The organism is Vibrio sp. 99-70-13A1, assembly GCF_013114625.1.
Taxonomy (GTDB): domain Bacteria; phylum Pseudomonadota; class Gammaproteobacteria; order Enterobacterales; family Vibrionaceae; genus Vibrio.
Map to the genome: position 1 here is coordinate 67,979 of NZ_VTXD01000006.1, position 24,070 is coordinate 92,048.

Annotated in this window: 23 protein-coding genes; all 23 read right to left on the reverse strand. The window is 41.6% G+C overall.

The window, feature by feature from the left end; all coding sequences use genetic code 11:
• Nucleotides 1-122: 122 nt before the first annotated feature.
• Nucleotides 123-1,568, reverse strand: coding sequence for a metalloprotease TldD (gene tldD / locus F0226_RS06565; RefSeq protein WP_171734897.1), 1,446 nt, complete (start codon nucleotides 1,566-1,568; stop codon nucleotides 123-125).
• A gap of 21 nt (nucleotides 1,569-1,589) precedes the next feature.
• Nucleotides 1,590-2,402, reverse strand: coding sequence for a carbon-nitrogen hydrolase family protein (locus tag F0226_RS06570; RefSeq protein WP_171734898.1), 813 nt, complete (start codon nucleotides 2,400-2,402; stop codon nucleotides 1,590-1,592).
• A gap of 62 nt (nucleotides 2,403-2,464) precedes the next feature.
• Complete coding sequence (locus F0226_RS06575) at nucleotides 2,465-6,361, reverse strand: YhdP family protein (RefSeq protein ID WP_171734899.1); 3,897 nt, start codon at nucleotides 6,359-6,361, stop codon at nucleotides 2,465-2,467.
• A gap of 10 nt (nucleotides 6,362-6,371) precedes the next feature.
• Nucleotides 6,372-7,841 carry a ribonuclease G gene (gene rng, locus F0226_RS06580; protein WP_171734900.1) on the reverse strand — a complete coding sequence of 490 codons (1,470 nt, stop codon included), beginning with the start codon at nucleotides 7,839-7,841 and terminating at the stop codon, nucleotides 6,372-6,374.
• Between the two features lie 21 nt (nucleotides 7,842-7,862).
• The gene (locus F0226_RS06585; protein ID WP_345776510.1) at nucleotides 7,863-8,429 is read right to left on the reverse strand and encodes a Maf family protein; all 567 of its coding nucleotides are present in this window, start codon (nucleotides 8,427-8,429) and stop codon (nucleotides 7,863-7,865) included.
• A gap of 7 nt (nucleotides 8,430-8,436) precedes the next feature.
• Nucleotides 8,437-8,925 carry a rod shape-determining protein MreD gene (gene mreD, locus F0226_RS06590; RefSeq protein ID WP_171734902.1) on the reverse strand — a complete coding sequence of 163 codons (489 nt, stop codon included), beginning with the start codon at nucleotides 8,923-8,925 and terminating at the stop codon, nucleotides 8,437-8,439.
• Nucleotides 8,915-9,802 carry a rod shape-determining protein MreC gene (gene mreC, locus F0226_RS06595; RefSeq protein ID WP_171734903.1) on the reverse strand — a complete coding sequence of 296 codons (888 nt, stop codon included), beginning with the start codon at nucleotides 9,800-9,802 and terminating at the stop codon, nucleotides 8,915-8,917. The genes mreD and mreC overlap by 11 nt, the downstream gene beginning before the upstream one ends.
• A gap of 95 nt (nucleotides 9,803-9,897) precedes the next feature.
• The gene (locus F0226_RS06600) at nucleotides 9,898-10,941 is read right to left on the reverse strand and encodes a rod shape-determining protein (RefSeq protein WP_171734904.1); all 1,044 of its coding nucleotides are present in this window, start codon (nucleotides 10,939-10,941) and stop codon (nucleotides 9,898-9,900) included.
• A gap of 280 nt (nucleotides 10,942-11,221) precedes the next feature.
• Complete coding sequence (locus F0226_RS06605; protein WP_171734905.1) at nucleotides 11,222-11,665, reverse strand: MSHA biogenesis protein MshP; 444 nt, start codon at nucleotides 11,663-11,665, stop codon at nucleotides 11,222-11,224.
• Nucleotides 11,655-12,377, reverse strand: coding sequence for a prepilin-type N-terminal cleavage/methylation domain-containing protein (locus tag F0226_RS06610; RefSeq protein ID WP_171734906.1), 723 nt, complete (start codon nucleotides 12,375-12,377; stop codon nucleotides 11,655-11,657). Before F0226_RS06610 ends, F0226_RS06605 begins: the two co-directional genes overlap by 11 nt.
• A complete protein-coding gene (locus F0226_RS06615; RefSeq protein ID WP_171734907.1) occupies nucleotides 12,377-12,742 on the reverse strand; it encodes a type II secretion system protein in 366 nt (121 codons plus the stop codon). Before F0226_RS06615 ends, F0226_RS06610 begins: the two co-directional genes overlap by 1 nt.
• Complete coding sequence (locus F0226_RS06620; RefSeq protein ID WP_171734908.1) at nucleotides 12,739-13,239, reverse strand: prepilin-type N-terminal cleavage/methylation domain-containing protein; 501 nt, start codon at nucleotides 13,237-13,239, stop codon at nucleotides 12,739-12,741. The genes F0226_RS06615 and F0226_RS06620 overlap by 4 nt, the downstream gene beginning before the upstream one ends.
• Before the next feature lie 132 nt (nucleotides 13,240-13,371).
• Entirely contained in the window at nucleotides 13,372-13,839 is a 468-nt protein-coding gene (locus tag F0226_RS06625; protein WP_171734909.1) for a prepilin-type N-terminal cleavage/methylation domain-containing protein, read from the reverse strand.
• Nucleotides 13,840-13,874: 35 nt separating this feature from the next.
• Nucleotides 13,875-14,450 (reverse strand): prepilin-type N-terminal cleavage/methylation domain-containing protein, encoded by a 576-nt coding sequence (locus tag F0226_RS06630; RefSeq protein WP_171734910.1) that lies wholly within the window; start codon nucleotides 14,448-14,450, stop codon nucleotides 13,875-13,877.
• Between the two features lie 79 nt (nucleotides 14,451-14,529).
• The gene (locus F0226_RS06635; RefSeq protein WP_171734977.1) at nucleotides 14,530-14,988 is read right to left on the reverse strand and encodes an MSHA biogenesis protein MshF; all 459 of its coding nucleotides are present in this window, start codon (nucleotides 14,986-14,988) and stop codon (nucleotides 14,530-14,532) included.
• 3 nt (nucleotides 14,989-14,991) lie between these two features.
• Nucleotides 14,992-16,212 (reverse strand): type II secretion system F family protein, encoded by a 1,221-nt coding sequence (locus tag F0226_RS06640; RefSeq protein ID WP_171734911.1) that lies wholly within the window; start codon nucleotides 16,210-16,212, stop codon nucleotides 14,992-14,994.
• Between the two features lie 11 nt (nucleotides 16,213-16,223).
• Nucleotides 16,224-17,948, reverse strand: a complete 1,725-nt coding sequence (locus F0226_RS06645) for an ATPase, T2SS/T4P/T4SS family (protein WP_171734912.1) — start codon at nucleotides 17,946-17,948, stop codon at nucleotides 16,224-16,226.
• A complete protein-coding gene (locus F0226_RS06650) occupies nucleotides 17,938-19,137 on the reverse strand; it encodes a tetratricopeptide repeat protein (RefSeq protein WP_171734913.1) in 1,200 nt (399 codons plus the stop codon). Before F0226_RS06650 ends, F0226_RS06645 begins: the two co-directional genes overlap by 11 nt.
• Entirely contained in the window at nucleotides 19,128-19,967 is an 840-nt protein-coding gene (locus F0226_RS06655; protein WP_171734914.1) for an AAA family ATPase, read from the reverse strand. Before F0226_RS06655 ends, F0226_RS06650 begins: the two co-directional genes overlap by 10 nt.
• 16 nt (nucleotides 19,968-19,983) lie before the next feature.
• Nucleotides 19,984-21,636, reverse strand: a complete 1,653-nt coding sequence (gene mshL / locus F0226_RS06660; protein ID WP_171734915.1) for a pilus (MSHA type) biogenesis protein MshL — start codon at nucleotides 21,634-21,636, stop codon at nucleotides 19,984-19,986.
• A 15-nt stretch (nucleotides 21,637-21,651) separates the two neighbouring features.
• Entirely contained in the window at nucleotides 21,652-21,987 is a 336-nt protein-coding gene (locus F0226_RS06665; protein WP_171734916.1) for an MSHA biogenesis protein MshK, read from the reverse strand.
• The gene (pilO, locus tag F0226_RS06670; protein WP_171734917.1) at nucleotides 21,980-22,627 is read right to left on the reverse strand and encodes a type 4a pilus biogenesis protein PilO; all 648 of its coding nucleotides are present in this window, start codon (nucleotides 22,625-22,627) and stop codon (nucleotides 21,980-21,982) included. Before pilO ends, F0226_RS06665 begins: the two co-directional genes overlap by 8 nt.
• On the reverse strand, nucleotides 22,627-24,069 hold the full coding sequence (locus tag F0226_RS06675) for an MSHA biogenesis protein MshI (protein ID WP_171734918.1): 1,443 nt from the start codon (nucleotides 24,067-24,069) through the stop codon (nucleotides 22,627-22,629). Before F0226_RS06675 ends, pilO begins: the two co-directional genes overlap by 1 nt.
• Nucleotide 24,070 lies beyond the last annotated feature (1 nt).

A 24,070-nucleotide genomic window follows, 5' to 3' on the forward strand; every position in this document is an offset into this window, starting at 1 on the left:
AAACCAATAAAAAAGCGCCTCACAATGGAGGCGCTTCTTATCTATTATTGGTATAGCTATTCGTTATTTTATCTATTCATTTTTAGCGAATGAGTTTTCACTAAGCCGATATGAGGTTCGGCTTACTCTGTACCACCGACAGTTAGAGAGTCTAGCTTCAATGTTGGCTGACCAACACCTACAGGTACACTTTGCCCCGCTTTACCACACACACCAACACCGCGGTCGATGCTTAGATCATTACCCACCATAGAAACTTGCTGCATGGCTTCAATGCCAGAACCAATTAACGTCGCACCTTTCACTGGGTGAGTGATTTTTCCGTTTTCAATCATGTAAGCTTCTGATGCAGAAAATACGAATTTACCAGAAGTAATATCAACTTGGCCGCCACCGAAGTTTGGAGCGTAAATACCTTTCTCAACCGTTGAAATAATTTCTTCCGGTGTATGCTCGCCCGGCAACATGTATGTGTTTGTCATACGCGGCATAGGTAAATGTGCATATGATTCACGACGACCATTACCTGTTGGCGCAACACCCATTAAACGTGCGTTCAACTTATCTTGCATGTAGCCTTTTAGCACACCCTTTTCAATCAAGGTATTGTATTGACCATTCACACCTTCATCATCCACGTTCAGTGAACCACGTAGGTCTGTTAGCGTGCCGTCATCCACGATAGTACATAAGCTAGATGTTACTTGCTCGCCCACTTTACCAGAGAACACTGAAGACTCTTTACGGTTGAAATCACCTTCTAAACCGTGACCTACGGCTTCATGCAGTAGAACACCAGGCCAACCAGAGCCTAATACAACAGGCATTGCACCAGCTGGTGCAGCAACTGCTTCTAAGTTGACTAATGCTTGGCGAATCGCTTCATCTGCAAATTGGAAAGCGACTTTAGAACCATTTTGGTCAGATAAGAAGAAGTCGTAACCGAAACGACCACCGCCACCAGCGCTGCCTCTTTCACGGCGATCACCTTTTTGTGCCAGCACGCTAATAGATAGTCGAACTAACGGGCGGATATCACCGGCGTAAGTTCCATCGGTTGCGGCAACAAGCATCTGCTCATGAACGCCACTCAAACTTACCGATACTTCCGTAACCATTGGCTCTTTAGTGCGAATGTACGCATCTAATGATTTCAATAGTTCTGTCTTCTGCTGTTTTTCCCAACTCGCTAGTGGGTTTACAGCATCATAGTAAGCTTGATTTTGATTACGTTTAAACGCTTGAACTGAAGCGCTTTGACCTTGCTGTGCAATACCACGAGCAGCAATAGCACTTTGCTTCAGACCTTCAAGTTGGATTTGGTCTGAATAAGCAAAACCTGTTTTTTCACCTGCAACAGCGCGTACACCCACACCGCAATCAATGTTGAATGAGCCATCTTTGATGATGCTATCTTCAAGTACTAAAGATTCGTGCCAGCTAGACTGGAAATAGATATCGGCATAATCAACCTGGCGGGTCGCAATGCTCGCTAATGTATCTGCGATGTCTTGCTCCGTAAGCCCTGTAGGGTTGAGTAGCGCTTCTTCAATTTGACTAATGCTCATATCTAGCTCTTATTATTTAAATTAAAATTGGTTGGTAAAACGAGTGTGTTGCGCTATCGGCATATTTTTTCTGATGGATTCACAACTTGTAATATCTAACTCGACCACCACACTTTCTGCTTGCTGTCCTAATTGGGTCACGATTCTTCCCCATGGGTCAATGACCATCGAGTGACCCCAGGTTTCTCTTCGGCACGGGTGAATACCACCCTGACCAACAGCAACAACCCAAGATTGGGTTTCAATAGCTCTGCATCTTAACAATGCTTCCCAATGCGCCTCACCTGTTACAGCAGTAAAGGCTGCAGGGACAATCATGACTTGCGCACCTTGCTTACGTAATTCCGAATACAGGTTAGGAAATCGCACATCATAACAAATACTCAAACCCAAGTGACCAAAAGGCGTTTCTGCGGTAACGACTTTATCTCCAGCCGTAAAAATATCAGATTCGCGATAATGTTTTTGCGCATCTGCAACATCCACATCAAACATATGCAGCTTGTCATAGTGGGCAACTATCGCCCCAAAATCATCAATCACTAATGTCGTAGTGGTGACGCCTTTTGAGGTCTGTATTGGCATACTTCCAATCACAATCCAAATTCGCTGCTCTCTAGCTAATTCGGATAACTGCGTTTGAATAACACCTTCGCCGATCTTTTCTGCGTATCGGTGGTAATCGGATTTCGCCCCGAATATTAATGCATTTTCAGGACACACGACCCATTTAGCGCCGAGAGCTTTACATCGAATCACTTCTTTGGTGATGTAAGCTAAGTTCAGTTCAGGGTCCGCTCCTGAAGTCATTTGGATTAAACCAACACTATCCATGTGTTTGCTCCATTCTTTATTGAGTATAGCCTGACTCAATAGCTGCTATTAAAAACAGCTATCTATTCGGCTAACTTTCTTAATTTTTCAGGTAATTTAAACTCACCTTTTCTTCGTGATAATTCACTAACCGTAGGCGAGTCTAAAGGCCCTTTCACTGAGTAGTTTACTTGAGTAAAGACTTCCACAACTGGCGAGATAACCGTTGTAATCGCAAGCACATACAAAGCTGTTTGTGGGGTTACCGCAAATGCAGTCAAAACTGGAATACCGGATGTGATATCAGGCGTGAAATTCACTTCAGCATCAACCAATCTAGTATTCAAGTTTGCAATACCATTGATCTGCATTTCACCCGCAACGGCATCCATATTCAGATCGTTGGTTAAGAAAATCCCACTTTGAAACTCACCAGTACCGGTAATGGAGTTAAATGCCATCCCTTTATCAAATACGTCAGAGAAATCGAGCTGCATTTTACGAATGATCGAGTCCAAACTAAACAGACCCAGCAATCGGGCAGCACCACTGACATCAGAAATGATCCCTTTACCAAACTTAGTCTCGACGTTACCGTCTAAAGTATCTGTCTTGATTCCCCATGGCGATCCGTCCCAAGTCATATTCGCTTGAAGATCAAATGGGGCTTTTTGGATCCCAGATGTGATACCAAAACGCTCCATTAACTCACTATTATTTTCACCTTCGATATCAACATTCAATGTCGACTGGCTAATATCACCATCCAGTTTCCACCAACCACTAATATCAGCTTTATTCGTACCACTGCGAACCTGAATCTTTTTCCACTCAATACGATCCTCTTGACGCAATAGCTCAACATTCACTTCACCGACCTTATAACCTTGCAGCCAGAAGTCGTCGATTAAGAGAGTGACATTCGGCATTAGATCATGGATCTTACGGTCAAAGTTTGAGATCAACGGAGCCTGTACTTCCTTAATTTTTAATAATTGATCTGATTTCTTTTCTGTGGACCATTCAGGAACAAACACGTGTAATCTATCCAGAGAAACACTCAGGTCATATGGCTCTAAATAGTGGATATCCCCTTCAACTTCTTGACTTTTAAGTTGTACTTTCCAAGCCGAGTTCTGCTTGCGAGCTTTAAAATCGACATCATTCCACTGAATACCCGCTAATGTTAACTGCTTACTTTCGAGAGTAACTCGCTCCGGCATTGGGATTTGAGGTGTGTTCATGGTACTCAGCACAGCCTTGCTATCCACGCCAGAGTACTCGGTTACACTAAGCCAATCATCCAGGTTAAACTTATCCGTGCGAATGAGGGCATGGTGCCCAACGACAGGGCTAATTTTGTATCCACCACGACCGAGCACTAAATTGGTTGCGGTCAGAACCGGCACTTCACCAGTTATATCAATCTCAGTTTGATACTTGCTATTCGGCAGTTGCAAGCGAGCAGTAATAGACTCTTGATTACCCGATGCTTGTAATCTCAAGGATCCGTTTTCTAGTGATTTTTTCGCTAACGGATAAGGGTATTCACTCGCAATAAATTTCAGATCAGACTGTAGATCGAGCTGGTAAGTAAAACCAATATCATTTAATTGAATATCAATTCCTGTTTGCCAAGGTGCATGACCCGAAATACGATTCAACCAACGCTCGCCAATGTACGGTACTAAAGGGTCAGTATCCCAGTCCCCCAGGGCATCAATACTAACAGCATAACCTGCGCCATCATTCTCACCTTTGAAATCAACAGAAATACCTTGCTCTAATAGTTCAGCGGCCAAACCATTAGCGGTGACAACATCATTATCAAATTCAATTCGACCAGTCACATTATCCAAGGTTATTGGCGGAGCTTCTATATCAACATGATTACCTTTTAAATCTGCATAGCCCCACGCTCGGGAGTCTGAATTGGAATCAAAAGGAATGTATAGCTGGAACTTAGAATCAACCTTTCCATCGACTTGTAAAGCAGTTAAAGCCGCACCCACTGAATCGACAAGTGGAGAGGATGTCATATAGTCACGTACCGCGTTACCAGAAGCTGCAGCACTGGCTTCAATTTCTATGTGCCCGCCTTCACCGAGGTAAGGAATACGTCCTGTAATTCGCTTCGCTTTCACATTCATTAATTGTGCAGAACGAGAGTCCAGGTACATAGCATCATTTTCAAATAAGAGATCTAATTGCAAATCAGTGATAAGTGGCCAGGCTGTATCAAAACTGAATTTCGTTTCTTCTAGCCCAACCCATACTTGGAAAATACCATCATTATTTGAATATGGATATTGAGCTAGTTCACCATGCCATAGTAGCTTCACGGTTTCCGCTTTACCTGCTTGGATAGCGGTAGAAAGGTAGTCGGTAAGATCTTGCCCTAACGCGAGAGTCGGTAAGTAGCGCCAAGTTTCACCCACATTGTACGCATCTGCCTCACCATAAAACGATAAGAACGGGCTACTATCATTGGGGAAATCTAAGCGAAACGCGCCCAACACTTGCAAATCTGGCGTGGCTGCAGTGACTTTATCTGACCATAGCCTCCAGCCAGATTCATCTTGTTGCCAAACAATGTCTACTTGACCTTGTTTAATGTTTAAAGGCGCTTGAAAGACTTCACCATACGGAAATACGTCATCAATAACTGACAGGCTGGTATATGCTTGATTAGATGAACCGGAAACCCTTCCTGAGACATGATTAAAACCAGGTAATAAATCCCACTGTTTTAATGACATATCACGGAAACTTGCAGAATAACGAAGACTTTCTATTTCTTCACCCAGTGAAATTCGAACATCTTCAATAACACCTGTAGGGGTGAGCCTTTCAATCCATTCGGTAGAAGTTGCTGAATCAGGCAAAAGTTTAATTAAAGGAGTAAGAGCAGCCACCTCAACTTGAGATACATTTAAATTCCATAAATCTTTTTGCCAATCAAACGCCACATCAAGTTCAGGCCATTGAGTATCATCCGTTCTCAAATTAAGTGAGTGACCATTTACTTGCCAGCCATTTTCAGTTGGAGACAACTTGAATATGCCAGATTCTACTAAAAAGTCGTGATCTCCATCTTCAGTCCAACTCAGCTCTGAAGGTAGGATTTCAATATATGCATCAACAGGTTTACTATTTTTTAGTGTCAACCAACTGTTTAAACTAATTGTCCCACTATTAATACCAGACTCGGCCTGCATGTAGTGAGTCAGCCAAGGTTGAATTGAAACGCTGTCCGCAGTGACATAAAATTCACCAGACACATCAATTAATGACCCATTATCAATAAAGTTAGCACTTACTGACAAAGAGTTTAAGTTGGCATCTTTTATACTGACGACGCCTTCAGCTAAATGTTGTTTACCTGAATTTCGCCATTTAAGGTGTTCGATGTCGAGTTGACGTTCTTCACCAGAAATAGAAATATATTGGATGGAGGAGTCTTTAACCGTAAAGTCTACAAGTGTTTTCAATAAGAAATTATCTAACTCTTCTATCATTTTAGACTTTGAGGACTCATCAGAATCCAAACTTTCTTGCGCCGTTTCTAATGACTCATCTTTTGGATTAGTACCTAAAATATCTAAAGAACGCACATCCAATGCCATGTCATTCATGATCAAGTCAGTAACAACAGGCTGCATAAGCAGAACTGACTGAATAAGGTCAAATTCAACTTCTACGCGATCAACTGAAAACTGTAAATTTTCCGATTGAGGGAAAACGGCTTTAACGCCTTGAATAGCAATAGAAGGGTGAGTATTGCGCCAAAAGCCACTCACATCTTGAATAGAGAACTCAAATCCTGAGTTTTGATTAACCCAGGATTCGATATCTGATTGATATTTATTTAAATTTGGTAAAGCAACACGCAACGTTGTTACTGCTATCGCCAACATGACCAATACAGTAACAACCAACCACAAAAGTGCGCGCAGTAAACGGGTAAGACCTGAACTCACAAAAGACCCACTACATCATGACTACGTCAAACTGTTCCTGAATATATAGAGGTTCAGCTTGGATTTTAACGTCTTTTCCAATAAAGACTTTAAGCTCAGCTAACGCGTGAGACTCATCGCCTTCTAATGTTTCAGCAACAGCTGGTGAAGCATAAGCAACAAACTTATCGGCATCATAAGCTCGGTTCACACGAGTAATTTCTCGCAAGATTTCATAGCACACCGTTTCCACTGTCTTGACGCTACCTCTGCCTTCACAAGTAGGACAGCTAGAACATAGGATATGTTCAATACTTTCTCGCGTACGCTTACGCGTCATCTCAACTAAACCAAGCTGAGTAAAACCATTGATGTTAGTTTTAACTCGGTCTTTATCAAGCGCAGCTTCTAATGAAGTAAGTACACGCTTACGATGTTCTTCTGAGAGCATATCAATGAAGTCGATGATGATTATGCCGCCTAAATTACGAAGACGTAATTGACGAGCAATGGCCTGAGTCGCTTCAACATTTGTATTGAAAATGGTTTCTTCAAGGTTTCGACGACCAACGAAGGCACCAGTATTAATATCAACCGTCGTCATTGCTTCCGTTTGATCAATGATCAAATATCCGCCAGATTTAAGCTCGACTTTACGATCAAGAGAACGCTGAATTTCGTTTTCGGTATCGTACATATCAAAAATAGGCTTATCACCTTCGTATAGCTCAAGTTTATCTGTTAGTTCAGGAACATACTCAGAAGTGAACTCTTTCAAGTTTTCAAACTCTAGGCGAGAATCAACTTGGATTTTGCTTAATTCTGTACCAACAAAATCACGTAAAATACGCTGGCTTAAACACAACTCACCATACAAGCGAGTGCGGGCTTTATGCTTACCTTTACGCTCAAGTACCTTGAGCCATAAACGCTTTAAGAAAGCGGCATCTTGAGCCAGCTCATGAGAATCAGCGCCTTCAGCGGCAGTACGAATAATAAAGCCGCCATGCTCATCACAATATTTAGAGACAACTTTCTTTAAGCGGTTACGTTCAGATTCAGTTTCTATACGTTGAGAAACGCCAACATGGCTTGCCCCAGGCATAAAGACTAAGTAGCGAGAAGGCAAAGTAATATCCGTCGTCAAACGCGCACCTTTTGTTCCAAGTGGGTCTTTGACTACTTGTACAACGATATCTTGCCCTTGACGAACAAGCTCAGATATATCTCGAACTTGAAACTGCTTCTTTTCATTTTCAGCAACACATTCAGTGTGAGGGACAATATCTGACGCGTGTAAAAATGCGGCTTTTTCAAGCCCAATATCAACAAACGCGGCTTGCATCCCTGGTAATACTCGGCTTACTCGACCTTTATAAATGTTCCCAACGATCCCACGTCTCGAATCACGTTCAACATGGATTTCTTGAAGAGATCCCCCTTCAATCATGGCCACACGAGTTTCACTCGGAGTCACGTTCAGCAGCAATTCAGCACTCATGGTGCACCTCAAATTTTAAAACTATAAAAATTCTTGCAATAGCTGGTCTGTTTCAAATAAAGGTAAGCCGACTACGGCGTAAAAACTACCTTCAACTCGGGTGACAAAGCGCCCACCAAGTCCTTGAATACCATAACTACCTGCTTTATCGCATGGCTCCCCAGATTGCCAATATTGTTCTATTTCTTGTTCGCTAAGGGGCTTAAACCATACGTCTGTAATAACAACATCTGTTTTTTGCTTTTCGCCTGTCACCACGGAGACGGCTGTCATCACTTGGTGCTGGCTATTTGATAATTGCTCAAGCATTCGCTTTGAGTCATTGAAATCTTTTGGCTTTTCTAGCACTTTGCCTTGGCTGACCACGACTGTATCTGAGCCAAGTACAATGGAACCACTTTCTGATAAAGCTAAACCAGCCATCGCCTTATCTAAAGATAGACGTTTTACGTACTCTTCTGGAAGTTCTTGATCTTGTTTTACTTCTTCAACATCGGTAATCAAAACAGAAAAGTCATAACCCAATTGGCTAAGAAGTTCTTTCCTGCGTGGTGAGCCTGAAGCTAAAATTAATTTATGTTGCTCAATCATTACATTACCTAACATGCCAGTGACGGCGGACACGTCTCATTAACAAAAACATCCATGGCCAAAGTATACAGTTTATCAACGCACTCCATAGCGACAATGGGTTGAATACCACATTTTGGATCAAATATTCACCAAAGAATATGAAGACTTCAAACAAAACGGTGAGTGCAGCAATGATCATCGCTTGCTGCCAAAGCGCTAAGTTACGAATGACCAAGAAGTTCAAGGCGATAATATAGACCACGATGGATATCATCATGCCTCGAATACCGAGGGTAGAACCAATCAGTAGATCCCATAGTAAACCTAAAATTAAAGCGGTTCCTACATTAACTCGGTGTGGTAATGCTAATACCCAGTAACAAGTGACCAATAACAACCAAGACGGTCGGAATAAATCTAAACTGCCAGGCCATGGGATCGTTTGTAAAACCAGTGCAACCAAAAAGGAGCAGCCGATAACGATTTTACTTCTCAATACACTATTGGCCATTTTCACCCTCTAGCATGACTTGTTCAATGCTCGACTTCTCGACTTGTAATTGTTTATTTTCATCCGGCCAAATCAGCAGTAAATACCGAAGTCTATCGAACTCAACGACTGGCTCGGCTTTGATCACTGCAAACTCACGTTGAGGATCATAGTCAACAGAAGAGACATAAGCGACTGGATAGCCTTCCGGATAAATACCGCCAAGCCCAGATGTCACAAGCATGTCTTCATTTTGAATATCCGTACTGGTTGGAATATGCTCTAACTGAATTTCATCAACTTTACCGTTACCGGAAGCAATAACACGGATATCATTGCGAATAACTTGTACAGGAATAGCATTATTTGCATCAGTAAGCAGTAACACTCGGCTATTGTGCGCTGCAACAAACGTCACTTGCCCAACAATACCCTTTTCATTGATGACAGGCTGACCTTCATACACACCATCAATGGTGCCTTTATCTATCACAACTTGATGGCGATAAGGTGAGGTGTCTACTGCCATAACTTCAGTGACTACTTTTCTTTCATCTCGAACAAAAGGAGAGCCAAGAAGCTTACGTAAGCGCTGATTCTCTTCTTGATACTGTTCAAGAAGAATTAACTCGCTTTTTAGGCGTAGGACTTCTCGCTTTAGAGAATGGCTTGATTCGATCAACCCTTGCCGAGTACTAAACCTTTCATAAACACCATCAAACATAGTGCGTGGCAGATTCGCAGTGTACTGGATTGGGGCAACCATGCTATTCAATAGGTAGCGTACATTTGAGAACGCATCTAAACGACTATCAGCCAGCATAAGGCTGGCTGATACGATTACAGCAAAAAACAGGCGCAATTGTAGAGAAGGGCCTCTACCAAAAATTGGCTTCATTTTAAATGGGTCCTAGAGCTATATGTGATCCTATAGACAAGGTCCTAGGTTATTTTGTATTAACGCTAAATACAAAATAACCTAACACTGAATGATTATTCTTCGCTGAACAGATCGCCGCCATGCATGTCTATCATCTCAAGCGCTTTCCCGCCACCAAGAGCCACACATGTCAGAGGTTCTTCTGCAACAACAACAGGGATACCTGTTTCTTCAGTAAGCAGACGATCAATATCTTTAAGTAGTGCACCACCACCTGTCAGTACCATACCATTTTCTGAGATATCAGAAGCGAGTTCTGGTGGACACTGTTCAAGTGCAACCATTACTGCAGAAACGATGCCAGATAGAGGCTCTTGAAGTGCTTCAAGGATTTCGTTTGAGTTAAGGCTAAAACTACGAGGTACACCTTCTGCAAGGTTACGACCGCGAACTTCGATCTCTTGCACTTCATCGCCAGGATAAGCTGAACCGATTTCGTGTTTGATCTTCTCTGCTGTCGCTTCACCAATCAAGCTGCCGTAGTTACGACGAACGTAGTTGATGATTGCTTCATCAAAACGGTCACCGCCGATACGTACAGAAGACGAATAAACCACACCGTTTAGCGAGATAACGGCAACTTCAGTCGTACCACCACCGATATCAACTACCATTGAACCTGTTGGTTCAGATACGCGTAGGCCAGCACCAATCGCTGCAGCCATTGGCTCATCGATAAGGTAAACCTCACGAGCACCAGCACCTAATGCTGATTCACGGATAGCACGACGCTCAACTTGCGTTGAACCACAAGGAACACAAACCAAAACACGTGGGCTTGGTTTAAGAACACTGTTGTCGTGCACTTGCTTAATGAAATGCTGAAGCATTTTTTCTGTTACGTAAAAGTCTGCGATTACACCGTCTTTCATTGGACGGATCGCTGAAATGTTACCAGGCGTACGACCAAGCATTTGCTTAGCGGCGTGACCAACAGCAGCAACACTTTTTGCCGATCCAGTACGATCTTGGCGAATAGCGACAACGGAAGGCTCGTCAAGAACGATGCCTTGGCCTTTTACATATATAAGGGTATTGGCTGTACCTAGATCAATCGATAGGTCGTTTGAAAACATGCCACGAAGTTTTTTAAACATATTCTTCGCTCATCCTGCAAGAATTAGAAGACAAAAATTGCACTAAATGTACCAATGCCTTGCTGTAACGGCAAGGCATTGAAGTATAAACATGGACTGAAACCCGCAATTTCTGACAGATTCCTTACTTAACAGCTAAATTTTATATTTATTACTGACCAATGAGCCCGCTTTCTCCACGGAAGATCACTCGATCATTACCTTTGTATATACCGAATGTCACAACAGTTAAGGGTTCTTCTTCTTCTCAAGTGTATCTCAGTCGTGATGTATTACTTTATTATTCCTTCACCCATACTTCTTGATTACGTTGAACTGTACTAATTCCCGAACCACAAATAACTGATGACTCTAAAACATAGAATACCAAGCCATCTAATTCACCACGGTTTGAACAAGCTAAACTATCAAGGGAGCAATTCATTGGTGACCTAGCTACTAAAGAGTTAGCTTCTAAAACCACTCCAGGAGACATTGGACTAACACATACCGTTGAAACTGCAGAAGAGGCAAGTGGATCAGGATTCGGGTAAAACTGAGTCATGACATACTCATTAACAGAGTGGCTTAACAACCAAGCCTGTGTGCCAAGCACGGTTCGCGTGTTCGAATCATTATCTGACCAACTTGTTCGACTCAAACTTGTGGCTAAAAAGCCAAGTACCACGATGATAAAAATCACAATGATCAGCATGCCGCCTTCTTGATTTGATTTACGGGACATTGATCACCTGTATATCTTGCTCAAACGTCGTAGATTCATTGTTTTCTTCAAACTCTAAGACTACTTCAACAATGCCATTACTCTGCACTGTCGCTGGTTGGTAGTTTAGTACACTGTTATTGCTGACCACTCGATCACTGATAGTAACTCCATTACGAGTCATTAAATTATTAGCCGCTAAACAATACTGAACGAGATTATCAGCATCAAAAATATAATGACGATTACTAACCGAGCCACCAATAAGAGTGACGGCTCCACTTGGTATCGTGAAGAAGTCGCCTGCTGGTAAAGACGTTATATTACCGAGAGAAAATACGTTATTTACACCACCACTTACTCCAGTATGGGGCTGAGTAGGGTTAATGACTAATGACATGGATTGCAATGATGCACTGGTGGCACCAGCATCACTTACTAGAAAATTAATATCACTTCCAGAGACCGCGTAAAAACCAGAATCCACAATTGGATAAAATGAAATACAACCGCTATTTTCTGCTGCTGGAAAGATATTAGGCACGGCATGTCTAACTTCACGAGATAATTTCTCTAAGACAAACCTTGCTTCTGTTTGTAAACGAAAACGCTCAACAGAACCAAAATATCCTCTCATTCCAAGCTCAGTAAAGTTAGCTACGCCAAGCAAAATTATACTTGAGACAACAATTGCTAGGATCATTTCAATCAGGGTAAAGCCTTTACTTATCATCAGTAATTCCCTTTAAAAGCCACAATCGTAATTGGCGGGTTGTTACTTGCCGTGATGGTTAAGGTAATTTGTTGGAGAGAGTCTACCGTATAATCCTCAACGGAGAGATCAACATTAAAATTAGTATAACTACTACCTAAATCAATAGGAGTTCCGCTACTCACAGTCCCATAATCTCGAGCTAAAAGATCAGTCATTATACTTTGACCTAAAGCAGAAGCGCGGTTTGTGTAATTTGCTTGTCCAGATAGTGCTGACTGTGGAGCGAGAAAAGTTGAAAATGCAAGCATCGCAAAACCCAGCAGCACAATCACAATAATTGATTCTATGAGTGTAAAACCACGTTGAGTAGTTTTCTTTATCATGGGCACACCTGATTGCTCGGGTAAACAAAGCCTTGAGAATTAATACACACCCAAACACTGTTAGAACTATTAGTTGGTGAGATGGTAATTTGAACACCTGCAGAGGCGGTATTCTCTGGATTGCCTAATAGGCTAAATTCAATTGGAGAAGAAAAACTGGAGGCAGGCAAAGATACAAATGTGTAGTCGTTATTAGCAACCACATCACTTCTTGTATCTAATGGATTATTACAGGCACTCTGGGAGCCAATACAATTATTTTCAGCCATCAAACGTAAATCTTCAGCACCAGAAGCGGACATGTCCATATTCGACTGCATTCGATTAAGTTGAACTTGTCTTACAACTGAGGTGACCTGTTCTTGCAGCGCATACAACTCATAACTCTGCCGTCCACCAAAGCGACTGATTGCAACCGCAGAAATAATAGCAAGTAAAAGAATCACTACAATTAATTCAACAAGTGTAAATCCATATTGGTGCGGTTTATTATTCATATTTCATCCACTTACCAGAGCTCATTTTATTATAAGACAGTAGTTAAGTGAATACAGCTAACTAACAATATGATCGTGTGATCAATAACAAAAAGGCCAGCAAATGCTGACCTTTTTATTACAACTAAAAACCTAACCGTTACAACCAGTACCCAAAGTAACTGTTGCAGAAGCTGCTGAAGCTGCAGTTGTACCAGTAGCTTCAGTGTAAGTAACTATACACTCACTTGTACCAACAGCTGTACCATCGAAACTAAATGAAATGGTACCAGTACCACCACTAGTTACATCTTCCCAGTCCGTATTAAGACCTACAACAGCAGCACCGATACCGGCAGATGTAGCTGTTGGGTAACCAAAGGCGATAGCAATACCTTCAACATTAGATCCTGAAGAAATAGCCTCTAAGCCATCAACTGCAGATTTACCATAAACGATACCAGATGCTCCATCGATAGCACCTTTTAATCCTTGTAAAGATGAAGCTCGAGCGTCGTCTTGCAGGTTAAGAAAACGAGGTGCTGCAGTTACTGCAAGAATACCTAAAATAACAATTACTACCACTAATTCAATTAGGGTGAAACCGCCTTGTTTTTTCATAGTTGGACTCTCTCTATGTTTCAAAATAAGCAGGATTACTGCAAAGTTACGGTCACACGACCAGTTTTAATTTCGTAAACGAATTGGTGCTCAGTATTGCCTTCTAATTGAATATAGGTGCAATAAGCATTCCCACTATCCGCTTGCGCTGAATATTTATAATTCTCACTATTCACCACCTCAGTTAAAGTACCAACTTTAGGTGGATTTTGTAGCAAATTATCCATTAACTCGACACATGCCGTATCTGTGATACTGCCAGGGAATGAAGTTGAGTTTTCATTCAATGCCCATGGGTAGCCATCTCGAAAATCAGTATCAACATTGCCACTATCTTTTGATCTTGTTAACCAAAAATCAACACCATCATAATTTACCGTATTGTAAACTTCGCCACCAATAGTTTCTGAAGGTCTTGCTTCTGCTTCCCATTGTGCTCGTGCCGATAATACGCCGGTAGCAAAGCCGCCTGCGACACCTTCTATACTTGCTTTTTTAGCTTCGTCGGTTACATCCAAGAACTTTGGAAGTGCAGCAACTGCCAATAAACCGACAACAACTATTACAACAACTAATTCGACAAGGGAGAAACCCTTTTGATTTTTAATCATTTTCTACCTACTTATCTAATTGGTATAACATATTATACATTTACGGACATATAAGAAACATCAAAATACTGTCAAAAAATCATAAAGCCAATATATTGGCTTTTACGTTAAATCGTTCTTGATTTAGCCGCACATCGATTTGATATTTTTTTGTATAATGGTAACGGCAATGAAACTGCGTTTGATCACTCATATCTTCAATACTAGGGAAGCCTACCCCTAAAATTTCTGTTTTAGGATAAAACTGAGAAAGCCAAAAACTACAACTACGCTTGTTATCTTTAATCGGCAGTAACCACCCTGTTTTGCTATAACTCAATCCACCACTAAATGGCTCTATATCATGCTGCTTTCTATCTAGTAAATATTGCTGTTTGAATAAATTGGCTCTATCGAGGATCCGCTTGCTTGCAACAATCACGGCAGTGTTTGTCGCTTCTTCTTCAACAGATTGCCAAACACTCATAAAACTCATTAATAAAATAACGATGGATGAAAGCCAAATAACAAATCGCGCTCGACGCTGTTCAAGAATGATAACCTAGCCCTTAATTGCGTCTAACATTCCCCACATTGGTAAGAAAATACCTAGGGCTAAAACCAATACCATGCCAGCAACCACAACAAGCAAGATCGGTTCAATCCTCGCTGTTAATGTTTTTAAATCGTAGTCTACTTCTCTATCATAAAAGTCTGAGACCTCTAACAGAAGCTCATCTATTTGACCGGTTTCTTCACCAACAGAAATCATTTGAATAACCAAAGGCGTAAATATTTCGCTATTAATTGCTGTAGAAGAAACGGTGCTACCCGCTTCTATCGCCGCTTTCATCTCTAGAACCCGCAGTTCTAAAAATCGGTTATCTAACGCTTCTGCTGATAAAGACAACGATTGATTTAAAGGTACGCCCGCTTTGAGCATTAAAGCAAAAGTACGAGAAAAGCGAGATAGGAGAGCTCTATTCACAACTCCGCCAATGACTGGCATTTTTAAGCGGAATTTATCCCACGTTTCTAAGCCTTTATCTGTGCCTTTCCAGGTTTTAAACGCAAAGATAAGGCCAAATATAATCCCAACAAGTAGCCCCCAGTAATTAACAAAAAAGTCCGACATGCCTATTAAAATTCGCGTAGGGAGAGGTAAATCCACCCCAAATCGGCTGAACATGCTAGAAAATTGCGGGATCACTTTTACATTAAGAATAAATAAAGCTACGACAATAAAGCTGATGACAAACGTCGGGTAGCGCATTGCGGTTTTGATGCGCTTTCGTGTCTCAACTTCTTGTTCGTAATAACCCGCGAGCTGTAATAATGCTTGATCAAGTCGACCGGTATTTTCACCCACACTGATCATTGAAACAAACAAAGGTGTGAATACTTTCGGGTGCATCTGCATAGAGGCAGATAAACCACGTCCATTAGTCAGTTCAGCCACCACTTCTTCAAGAGCCGTTTTCAATTGTTTATTTTCGCAATTTTGCGTTAAACCTTTCATCGAGCGAAGAAGAGGAACACCGGCTTTAGTCAAGCTGAATAGCTGCCGACAAAATAGTACAAGCACTTCCAGTGGAACTTTGGGAGTAAATAAAGCAGAGACATCCATATTCAGCATAGAGCCGCTGCTGCCTAGCGAGATAGATGTGGGAATAATGCCTTTCCCCATCAAACTCTCTGCGGCTAGATCTTCAGAATTAGCTTCAACCTGTCCTGAAACTTGGCTTCCATCTGAACTGCGACCTACATATCGATACGTTGCCATAACTTACCTTCCTACAGCAAGATAGCATCAGCAGAGCCTGATGCATCTCCTTCACCTAAGTTCATCACCTCATCTAAGCTAACAATACCTTGTAATGCCAACTCCATTGCAGATGCTAATAACGGTTTGTAGTTTTTAGATTGGCGAGCAGCATGGGCAAAACCAACGGCATCATTTGCTCTTAGTGCATCCATCATGTGATGTTCTAATTCCAACATTTCAAAGACACCGATTCGACCTTTATATCCTGTCAGATTACAGTTCTGACAACCTCGTCCTTTGGTAAAAGATGCCGATGCTTGATTAGGAAAACGAACATTCAACCACTGTTTTCTCGCTTCATCTAATTCATCATCAACTTTACAATCGGTACAAACTTTTCTAACCAGTCTCTGAGCAACCACAGCTCTAACCGCACTGGCAACAAGATATCCAGGCGCGCCCATGTCCATCATACGAAGAGCACTATCAACAGCATCATTGGTATGCAGAGTACTCAATACTAAGTGACCAGTTAACGCAGCTCTTAGTCCAATTTCTACCGTTTCATGATCACGCATCTCACCAATCAGAATAATATCGGGATCCTGACGTAAGAAAGTTCTTAACACATTAGAGAAGTCTAAGTTGATCTTGGGGTTGATCTGTACCTGGTTGACACGTGGTAATCGATATTCAACCGGATCTTCCGCTGTAATGATCTTTTTACTTGCTTGGTTCAACTCAGTTAAAGCGCCATAAAGAGTGGTTGTTTTACCTGAACCGGTTGGACCGGTCACCAAGATCATCCCATGCGGGCGGCGTAGCTGAGATCTTAACCTTACGAGTAAATCCGCAGGTAAACCAGATTCTTCTAACTTTCGTAAACCAGCAGATTGGTTAAGCAAACGCATAACTACTGATTCACCATGCTGCACCGGCATCGTTGACATACGAATATCAACCGATTGACCTTTGGCGCGAATATTAAACCGGCCATCTTGAGGTAAACGTTTTTCAGAGATATCTAAATTTGCCATCAGCTTTAAACGTAAAACCAATGCTGAAGCAATATTCACTTCATTCAGTAGTGTTTCGTGTAACACGCCATCAATACGCTGACGCAGTCGCAGTACATTAGCATCAGGTTCAATATGAATATCAGAGGCGCCGACTTGAATAGCATCTTCAAATAAAGAGTTAATCAGTTTTACAACGGTAACTTCGTCACTATCTTCATCTGTAATATCAAAATCGAAAGCTTCGGTTACTTGGTGCTCGGCTTGCAGTTGCTCTGCAAAAGATGCGATCTCTTTAGTTCGACGATAGTAGCGATCAAAGCCATCAACTAGCTGCCTTTCAGGGGCAACAACAAACTCAATAGCATAATCGCCAAGCTGCCCAAGGAGTGATTCTTGAGCAAACAAATCAGCAGGATCACTCATGGCAATTCTTAAAGTATCGCCATTACGCCCAATGACTAACGCTCTTAATCGACGAGCATGTACTTCAGGAAGGAGTTGTACGGCATCAATATCGACATTAGCTCGGCTTAAATCGATAAGTGGAATATCGAGTTGCTGAGACAAGAAAGTCAGCATTTGCTGTTCGGATAAGAACCCAAGTTCAATGAGAGCATCACCAAGCTTGCGACCTGTACTTTTTTGAGCCGCCAATGCTTGCTGAACTTGAGGTTCAGTGATAATCCCCTCTTCAACTAATAAGTCACCAAGGCGCTTTCTTAATCTAATTTGCACTCGCCGCTCCTTCTAAATCTTTCAATATTTTTAATCTGTCACGAACGAAGTTCTGCGATTGAGATGAAATTCCAACTCTGACTAATGCCTGCTTATATGAATGAGTCGCGCCAGCTAAATCAAACTGCCTTTCTTGCTGTATTCCTAACCCTAGCCACCAGCGAGCATTATCTCCATCAAGATTCACAAGTTCTTGATAACTTTCTAAAGCCATTTGTTCCTGCTGTGCTTTTTGACTTAAAGCGGCACGCATTGATAGGTAATCTTTACTTGGCTTAGGAGGAAGGTGAACTAACGGGCTTAAAGCAGCTTCCGACTGATTAGCCTTAATCAGTAACTTAGATAAGCCCAGTCGTAACTCTTCACTGTCATTATTCAAACGGATACCGGTTTGTAGTAGCTCGTAAGCTTTACGCGTATCACCTTTTCCGAAATAAAGAATGGCGAGCTTTTGTCTCACATCTTCATTACGCGGTGTATAGCGCAATGCTTCTGTATAGCTGGTTAGTGCGGTAAGTAAGTCATTACCATCTAAAGCTTTCTTTGCTCGACCAATTGCATTCGCAGCCAACTGTTCAGGTGTAAGCTCTACTTGCTCGATAAGGATTGCGGATGAAATATTGCTTTCATCCTCTGTGCTTGTCGCCACTTCAGACGCTTGTTGTGGCTTAGTTGTATTAGGAAGAGAGCTCACCTGAGTCGTTTCTTTTTGAGCAACTTTAGCCACAAGTACAGGTGTCACTTCTTTTCTTTTTTCAGGTGGCTGGCTAGAAATAGGTTCTGCCTTCTTTTTTTCTACAGTGACCGGCTTAAGGTTCGCTGCTTTATTTTCCTTGATGACGGCTTTAACTGGCTCTGCACCTAATACGATCTCTTGAGGTTCAGGTAAAGATGCGGGTGCTATAACTTTTTGAGTGACAGGTGTGATGACACGGTTTGAAGTATCTTCTACTCGCTCTATCGACTCTGTATGAGTTGAATTCGAAATTGAATCGCTATAATCAATAGTGGGTGATTGAGAGATTGCCCATCCACCGACAGTTAAACTAATGGCAAAGCCTGCTGCTATCCAAACCCACGGTGAACGAGCTTTTACTGGAGGCACTACCGCAGCTTCAATCGTAGATGAAGAATCTTTCTTTGATAGCTCAGATAAAGCGTTGTTAATAACACTCATAGTTAATTCCATCCCCACAATACTGGGGTTTTAAATTTCGGCTTAGCCACATCATACGTTTCATGCATCGCAGTAAATAAATGCTGATTTTCAATTTGATTTTTTTGTTCGCTATAACAAAGTAGCAATGCTTTATGACACAGTTGATTGATCAGTCTCGGTATTCCACCTGAAGAACGCCAAATTGCTTTTTTTTGGCTCAACTCAAATAGAGCGTCGCTCCCACCAGATTTCTCAATACGGTTATTGATATAAGCAACGGTTTCATCAAGCTTTAACGACCTCAACTTAGAACTGAAACTGATCCTTTGTCGAAATTGGCGCAAGTGATGAGCCTCTAGCCTTGAATCTAACTCAGGCTGACCTAGTAAAACGATTTGCAATAATTTTTCGTCTTCTGTCTCAAGATTTCCAAATAAGCGTAATGTTTCTAAGGCTTCATCAGAAAGCACTTGAGCCTCATCTAAAACGGCAACCGCTCTTCTTCCTGCTTTGTGTAACTCAATCAACTTATGCTGGATTTCATCAACCACAGTGATTTCATTGCTCGTCACTAACCCCAACTCTTTGGCGACGGCTTGTCGTAAATCGGCACCAGATAAAACAGGGTTAGGCAAATAAATAAGGGCTGTCGAAGCTTGCAGGTGATTGACCAACATTCGACAGACCATAGTTTTACCAGTACCTACCTCGCCAGTGACTTTGATTACCCCCTCTCCCATATTTAACGCGGATATTACCGTTTGGATTGCCTCATAATGAGGAGGTAATCCATAAAATAAATCGGTATTCGGCGTTAAAGCGAAAGGTTGCCGTTCAAAACCAAAATGAGATTGATACATTCAGCAGACTTAACCTCTACTCTTCATCTGGGAACCATTGCTGAAGTAGATCACGAGAACGTTCTAACTCTTTTTGCCATGTATTTACACCGACAATCGTTGGTTTTAATAAGATCACTAGTTCAGTTTTTTGAGTAATTTGAGACGTATTTCTGAATAGATGCCCCAAAGCAGGGATATCACCTAAAAAAGGAACCTTCGATACATACTCAGTATTATTCGACTTCATCAAACCACCAATCACGACTACATCACCATCTCTGGCTCTAATTACTGAGTCAGACTCGCGAATTGAGCTCTTAGCAAGCGGTAAAATAACGTCGCCCGTTGAGGTACCAAGATTCAACTGTTTCGTTTCTTCTTCTACCTCAATAACTGCAGGGTGTACATGTAGGAACACGTTCCCTTTGTCGTCAATCTGTGGTGTTACATCGAGAGATATGCCCGAGAAGAATGGAGTCAGTTCAACTTCTGGAGCAACATTTGCGTTATCTCCACTTCCTACGGAACTTGATAGATCGGTGACATAGTACTCATCAGTACCGACTTTAATGACGGCTTTTTGGTTATTTGAAGCGGTCACCCTTGGGCTAGAAAGCACGTTCAAATCACCTTGAGTATCCATAAAGCTCAGCACAGCTTCAAAGCTACCACTAGAAATTACAATGTTAGATTGGCCACCAAGTGCCGCCCCGATAGCATCTAGCCCTGGTAGATTTCCTGGTGTAATCACTCCTGCTGCATCTTTAACAATTGAACCTGCACCAATGGTGTAATCAGTACCGCCAGATGAGAACATCTTGGTCCAGTTGATCCCTTGCTGATAACCATCACTTAGAGTGACTTCAAGGATTTTGGCTTCTAGTATTACTTGGCGTTGCAATCGCTTTTGAGAAATCCCTAAGAATTGACGAACCTCGCGAATCTCATCAGGATACGCGCGCACAGTGATAACACTTGCTTGCGGTGTAACCACAACACTTTGACCATCGCCAAAGCCTATAAGCTGTGCAACCGCTCTCTCTAGTTGAGGCCAAAAATCACTTTCAGAGGTAGTTTCAATTTCAGTTCCGCCAGTAGCAGTACTGCTTGATGAAGAATTCGATGAGTTAGAAGAGTTCGAGCTCGAACTAGAAGAACTTGAATCTGAGTTACTCACGGTACCTGTCGTAATTGTCGTTAACGATCGACCTGTACGCTTCACTTGCAAGTAATCAACCGGTATCGTCACCGTACGTAGACCCGCTGGATACACTTGAATCACTTTACCGCGCTTTTCAATATCATATCCATACATGTCTTGTACAACATTCAAGACCTCATCAAGTGTTACGTCTGTTAGATTTACCGTTACTCGCCCAGACACACTCGGGTGAATCGCGGCACTGAATTCAGTCCCTTTAACCAAACTTGCAAAGAATGTTCGTGCATCTACATCTTTTGCTTGAATTCGAAAACGCTTAACAAGCTCAGCATTAGCACTTCCAGCATCCGCCTCAAACTCAGGCATCAAGTCATCTTGAACTGAAGATGGAAGATCTTGGAGCGCGCGGCTATTAGCTTCATTAATAGATTCATTTAGGGCTTCTTTTATCTCAACAGGATCACGATGCCCCATTGAACAGCCAGCTAAAGATGAGATTATTATTGCTACGACAAGTTTTCGCATTTTTTCACTCAAACCTTAATTATTCTTAATATCTAAAGAGAACATTTCTAACTTCCAATGTTTAGAATTTCTCTGCAGAGTGACATATTCTGAGTTTATTTCTTTTACTCGATAGCCTTGGATGGTTTCACCTTGAGAAAGTATTTCATCATTCAACACGGTGTAACAAGGTAGTTTATCTTTACAAACAATGCCTTGTAACGTCGGCAATCGATGTTTTACTGTTTTCTTTTGTACAGGTACGGCTTGTGTTTGACTCGGTGTCATCCACCCAAGTGGCGCTGTGGGATCCTGTTCTGCCCATGCAACTTGAGAGGTCATCAATACTACCAATCCGAATACTCTAACCACCGATAAACTCCTGTCTTGTACCCAATGTGTACACCTCAAAAACTAACTTAGCATTTGGATATTCTTCAACCGTGTATTGGAAATTTCGCCAATAGTAACGAACGGGTAATGCCTCTAGAGCCTGCAAGTAAGCCGCAATATCAAAATAGCTTCCGGTTAGCTCCATACGTACGGGGTGAAGAAAGTACCCTGACTGGTCACTTGTGGATTTATTATTCGAGATGGATTCAGGCTTTAATGACTCCAATGAAACGAGCTTCAGTTTCTTACCTGAAGATAAAACATTTTCAAGTAAGTCTGTCATCTGTGTTGGTGAAATAAGTCCATCAATCACTTCAGATAATTGCATTGAGAGGTCTTGGCTTTGCACTAATAACTTTTTATATTCAATATCAATGTCTTTATCGGGATTTTTTTTCAGCTTAGCCTGCAATACTAATAGCTCACCTTGTAGCCTTTGGTTGCCTTGAACCAAGTTTCGATGTTCGATTTGATTAGCCTGTAAACTTTTATAAGCCGGTTCTAACACCATGGTGAATAACACCAAAGATAAGCCAACGACACCACACAATGTCACTAGCCACTTTTCTCTTGAACTCAGAGCTAAGAATTTATCGCTGATAATTGTCCATTGCTGCATTACTTTTTCTCCCTACGAGTACGTAACTCAAAAGTAATGACATCTTGTTCTGTTCGACCTATTTTCAATGTTTCAAAAGCTCGACCGACTAAGTTCATTTGACCTTTAAACTGACTAACCCAATTAGGAATTACATCTGCATTTCGAGCGTAACCCGTTAAATCTAACGTATTGTGATTCATATAAATATGAGCAATAGAGATATCATTCCGACCTAATTGCGCCAATGCTGTCATAACACCTGAATAACCAATTTGTTGAGATTCATCGTATTCTCCCACAGCAGTTAGCGCGTCTTTTTTCGACTGTATCTCACGCTTTAATCGAGAAACCGCTGCCACTTTTTCAGGAGAAGGCTTATGTTGCTCAAGTTCAGCTTTCAACTTACTCACTTGTTGATTCAAGCTTCGAGATTCAGCCCTTTCAATAACCAGTTTGTTATTTAATGATTCCGCTTCAAAATACACATAAGCATAACTGCTTAGAGACACAACAATGATCGCAAGCCAGCTTCCCACAACATTCGTTAGCGTGAAGTACTCTTTTTTGGGGCGAAGGTGAGCTGGGTATAAGTTGACCTTTGTCTCTGAGATTGTCTCAGCAATTGAAATGAGAAAGCTTCCAGAACTTTCTCTTTCCACCTCAGTTAATCGAGAAACCTTGGAGCTTAAAGTGTCGTTTAATACATTTTGTAATTCATCTTCATCTTCTTCGTCACAGCAAATTTTAAGCTGATGAAGTTGCGTACCTTTTATTTGTGAAGACAAGTAGTCAATTGAACGTTGTAGTTCAAGTGCTAAACCGTCAAGTTGTAACGCACTCGATGCAACACCAGTTAATGGAGGGGTTACACTACGAATGGTTCTTTGGAAACAAACGGTATGCTCTACATACGCACCAAGTTTAAAGTGACCATTTTTACTACGCTGGAGTAAAATAAAATTAGATAATTCACCTGCAGAATGTCCCCAAATCTCATCTTCAGGCACAACGTCTTCAAGCTCAACACCTGAGACGGTCACAATATGAATGAGTTTATTCAGAATCTTTTTCGGAAGAACGTAAACTTGCAGTTTACTGCTTGTAGGCAGTGCCACAGCGTTGGCAACAATATCCGTAATTTTCTCACTGATAAGGTCTTTTAAGAGAAATGGAAGAGCGACCGGCCACTCACTTTCTGGCATTTCCGGTTTTTCAATTTGATATGTTTGATAAAAAGTTGAGCTTAGGATGATTCGAACTTTACCGCCTCGAGACTCTTCACTTTTTAACTGCAATTCAAGAGCAGACTCCCAATCACCATTTTGAGCTGTTGTTACTAAAGGCGTGGAAGTTTCTTCATTCGATGACGCATAGATTGCATCAGGAAAAACCATCACCGTTTGAGCTTGGCCTTTTCCCTTTGCAGGTTTAATTTTGTTTAATATCGATTTTAAGTTCATT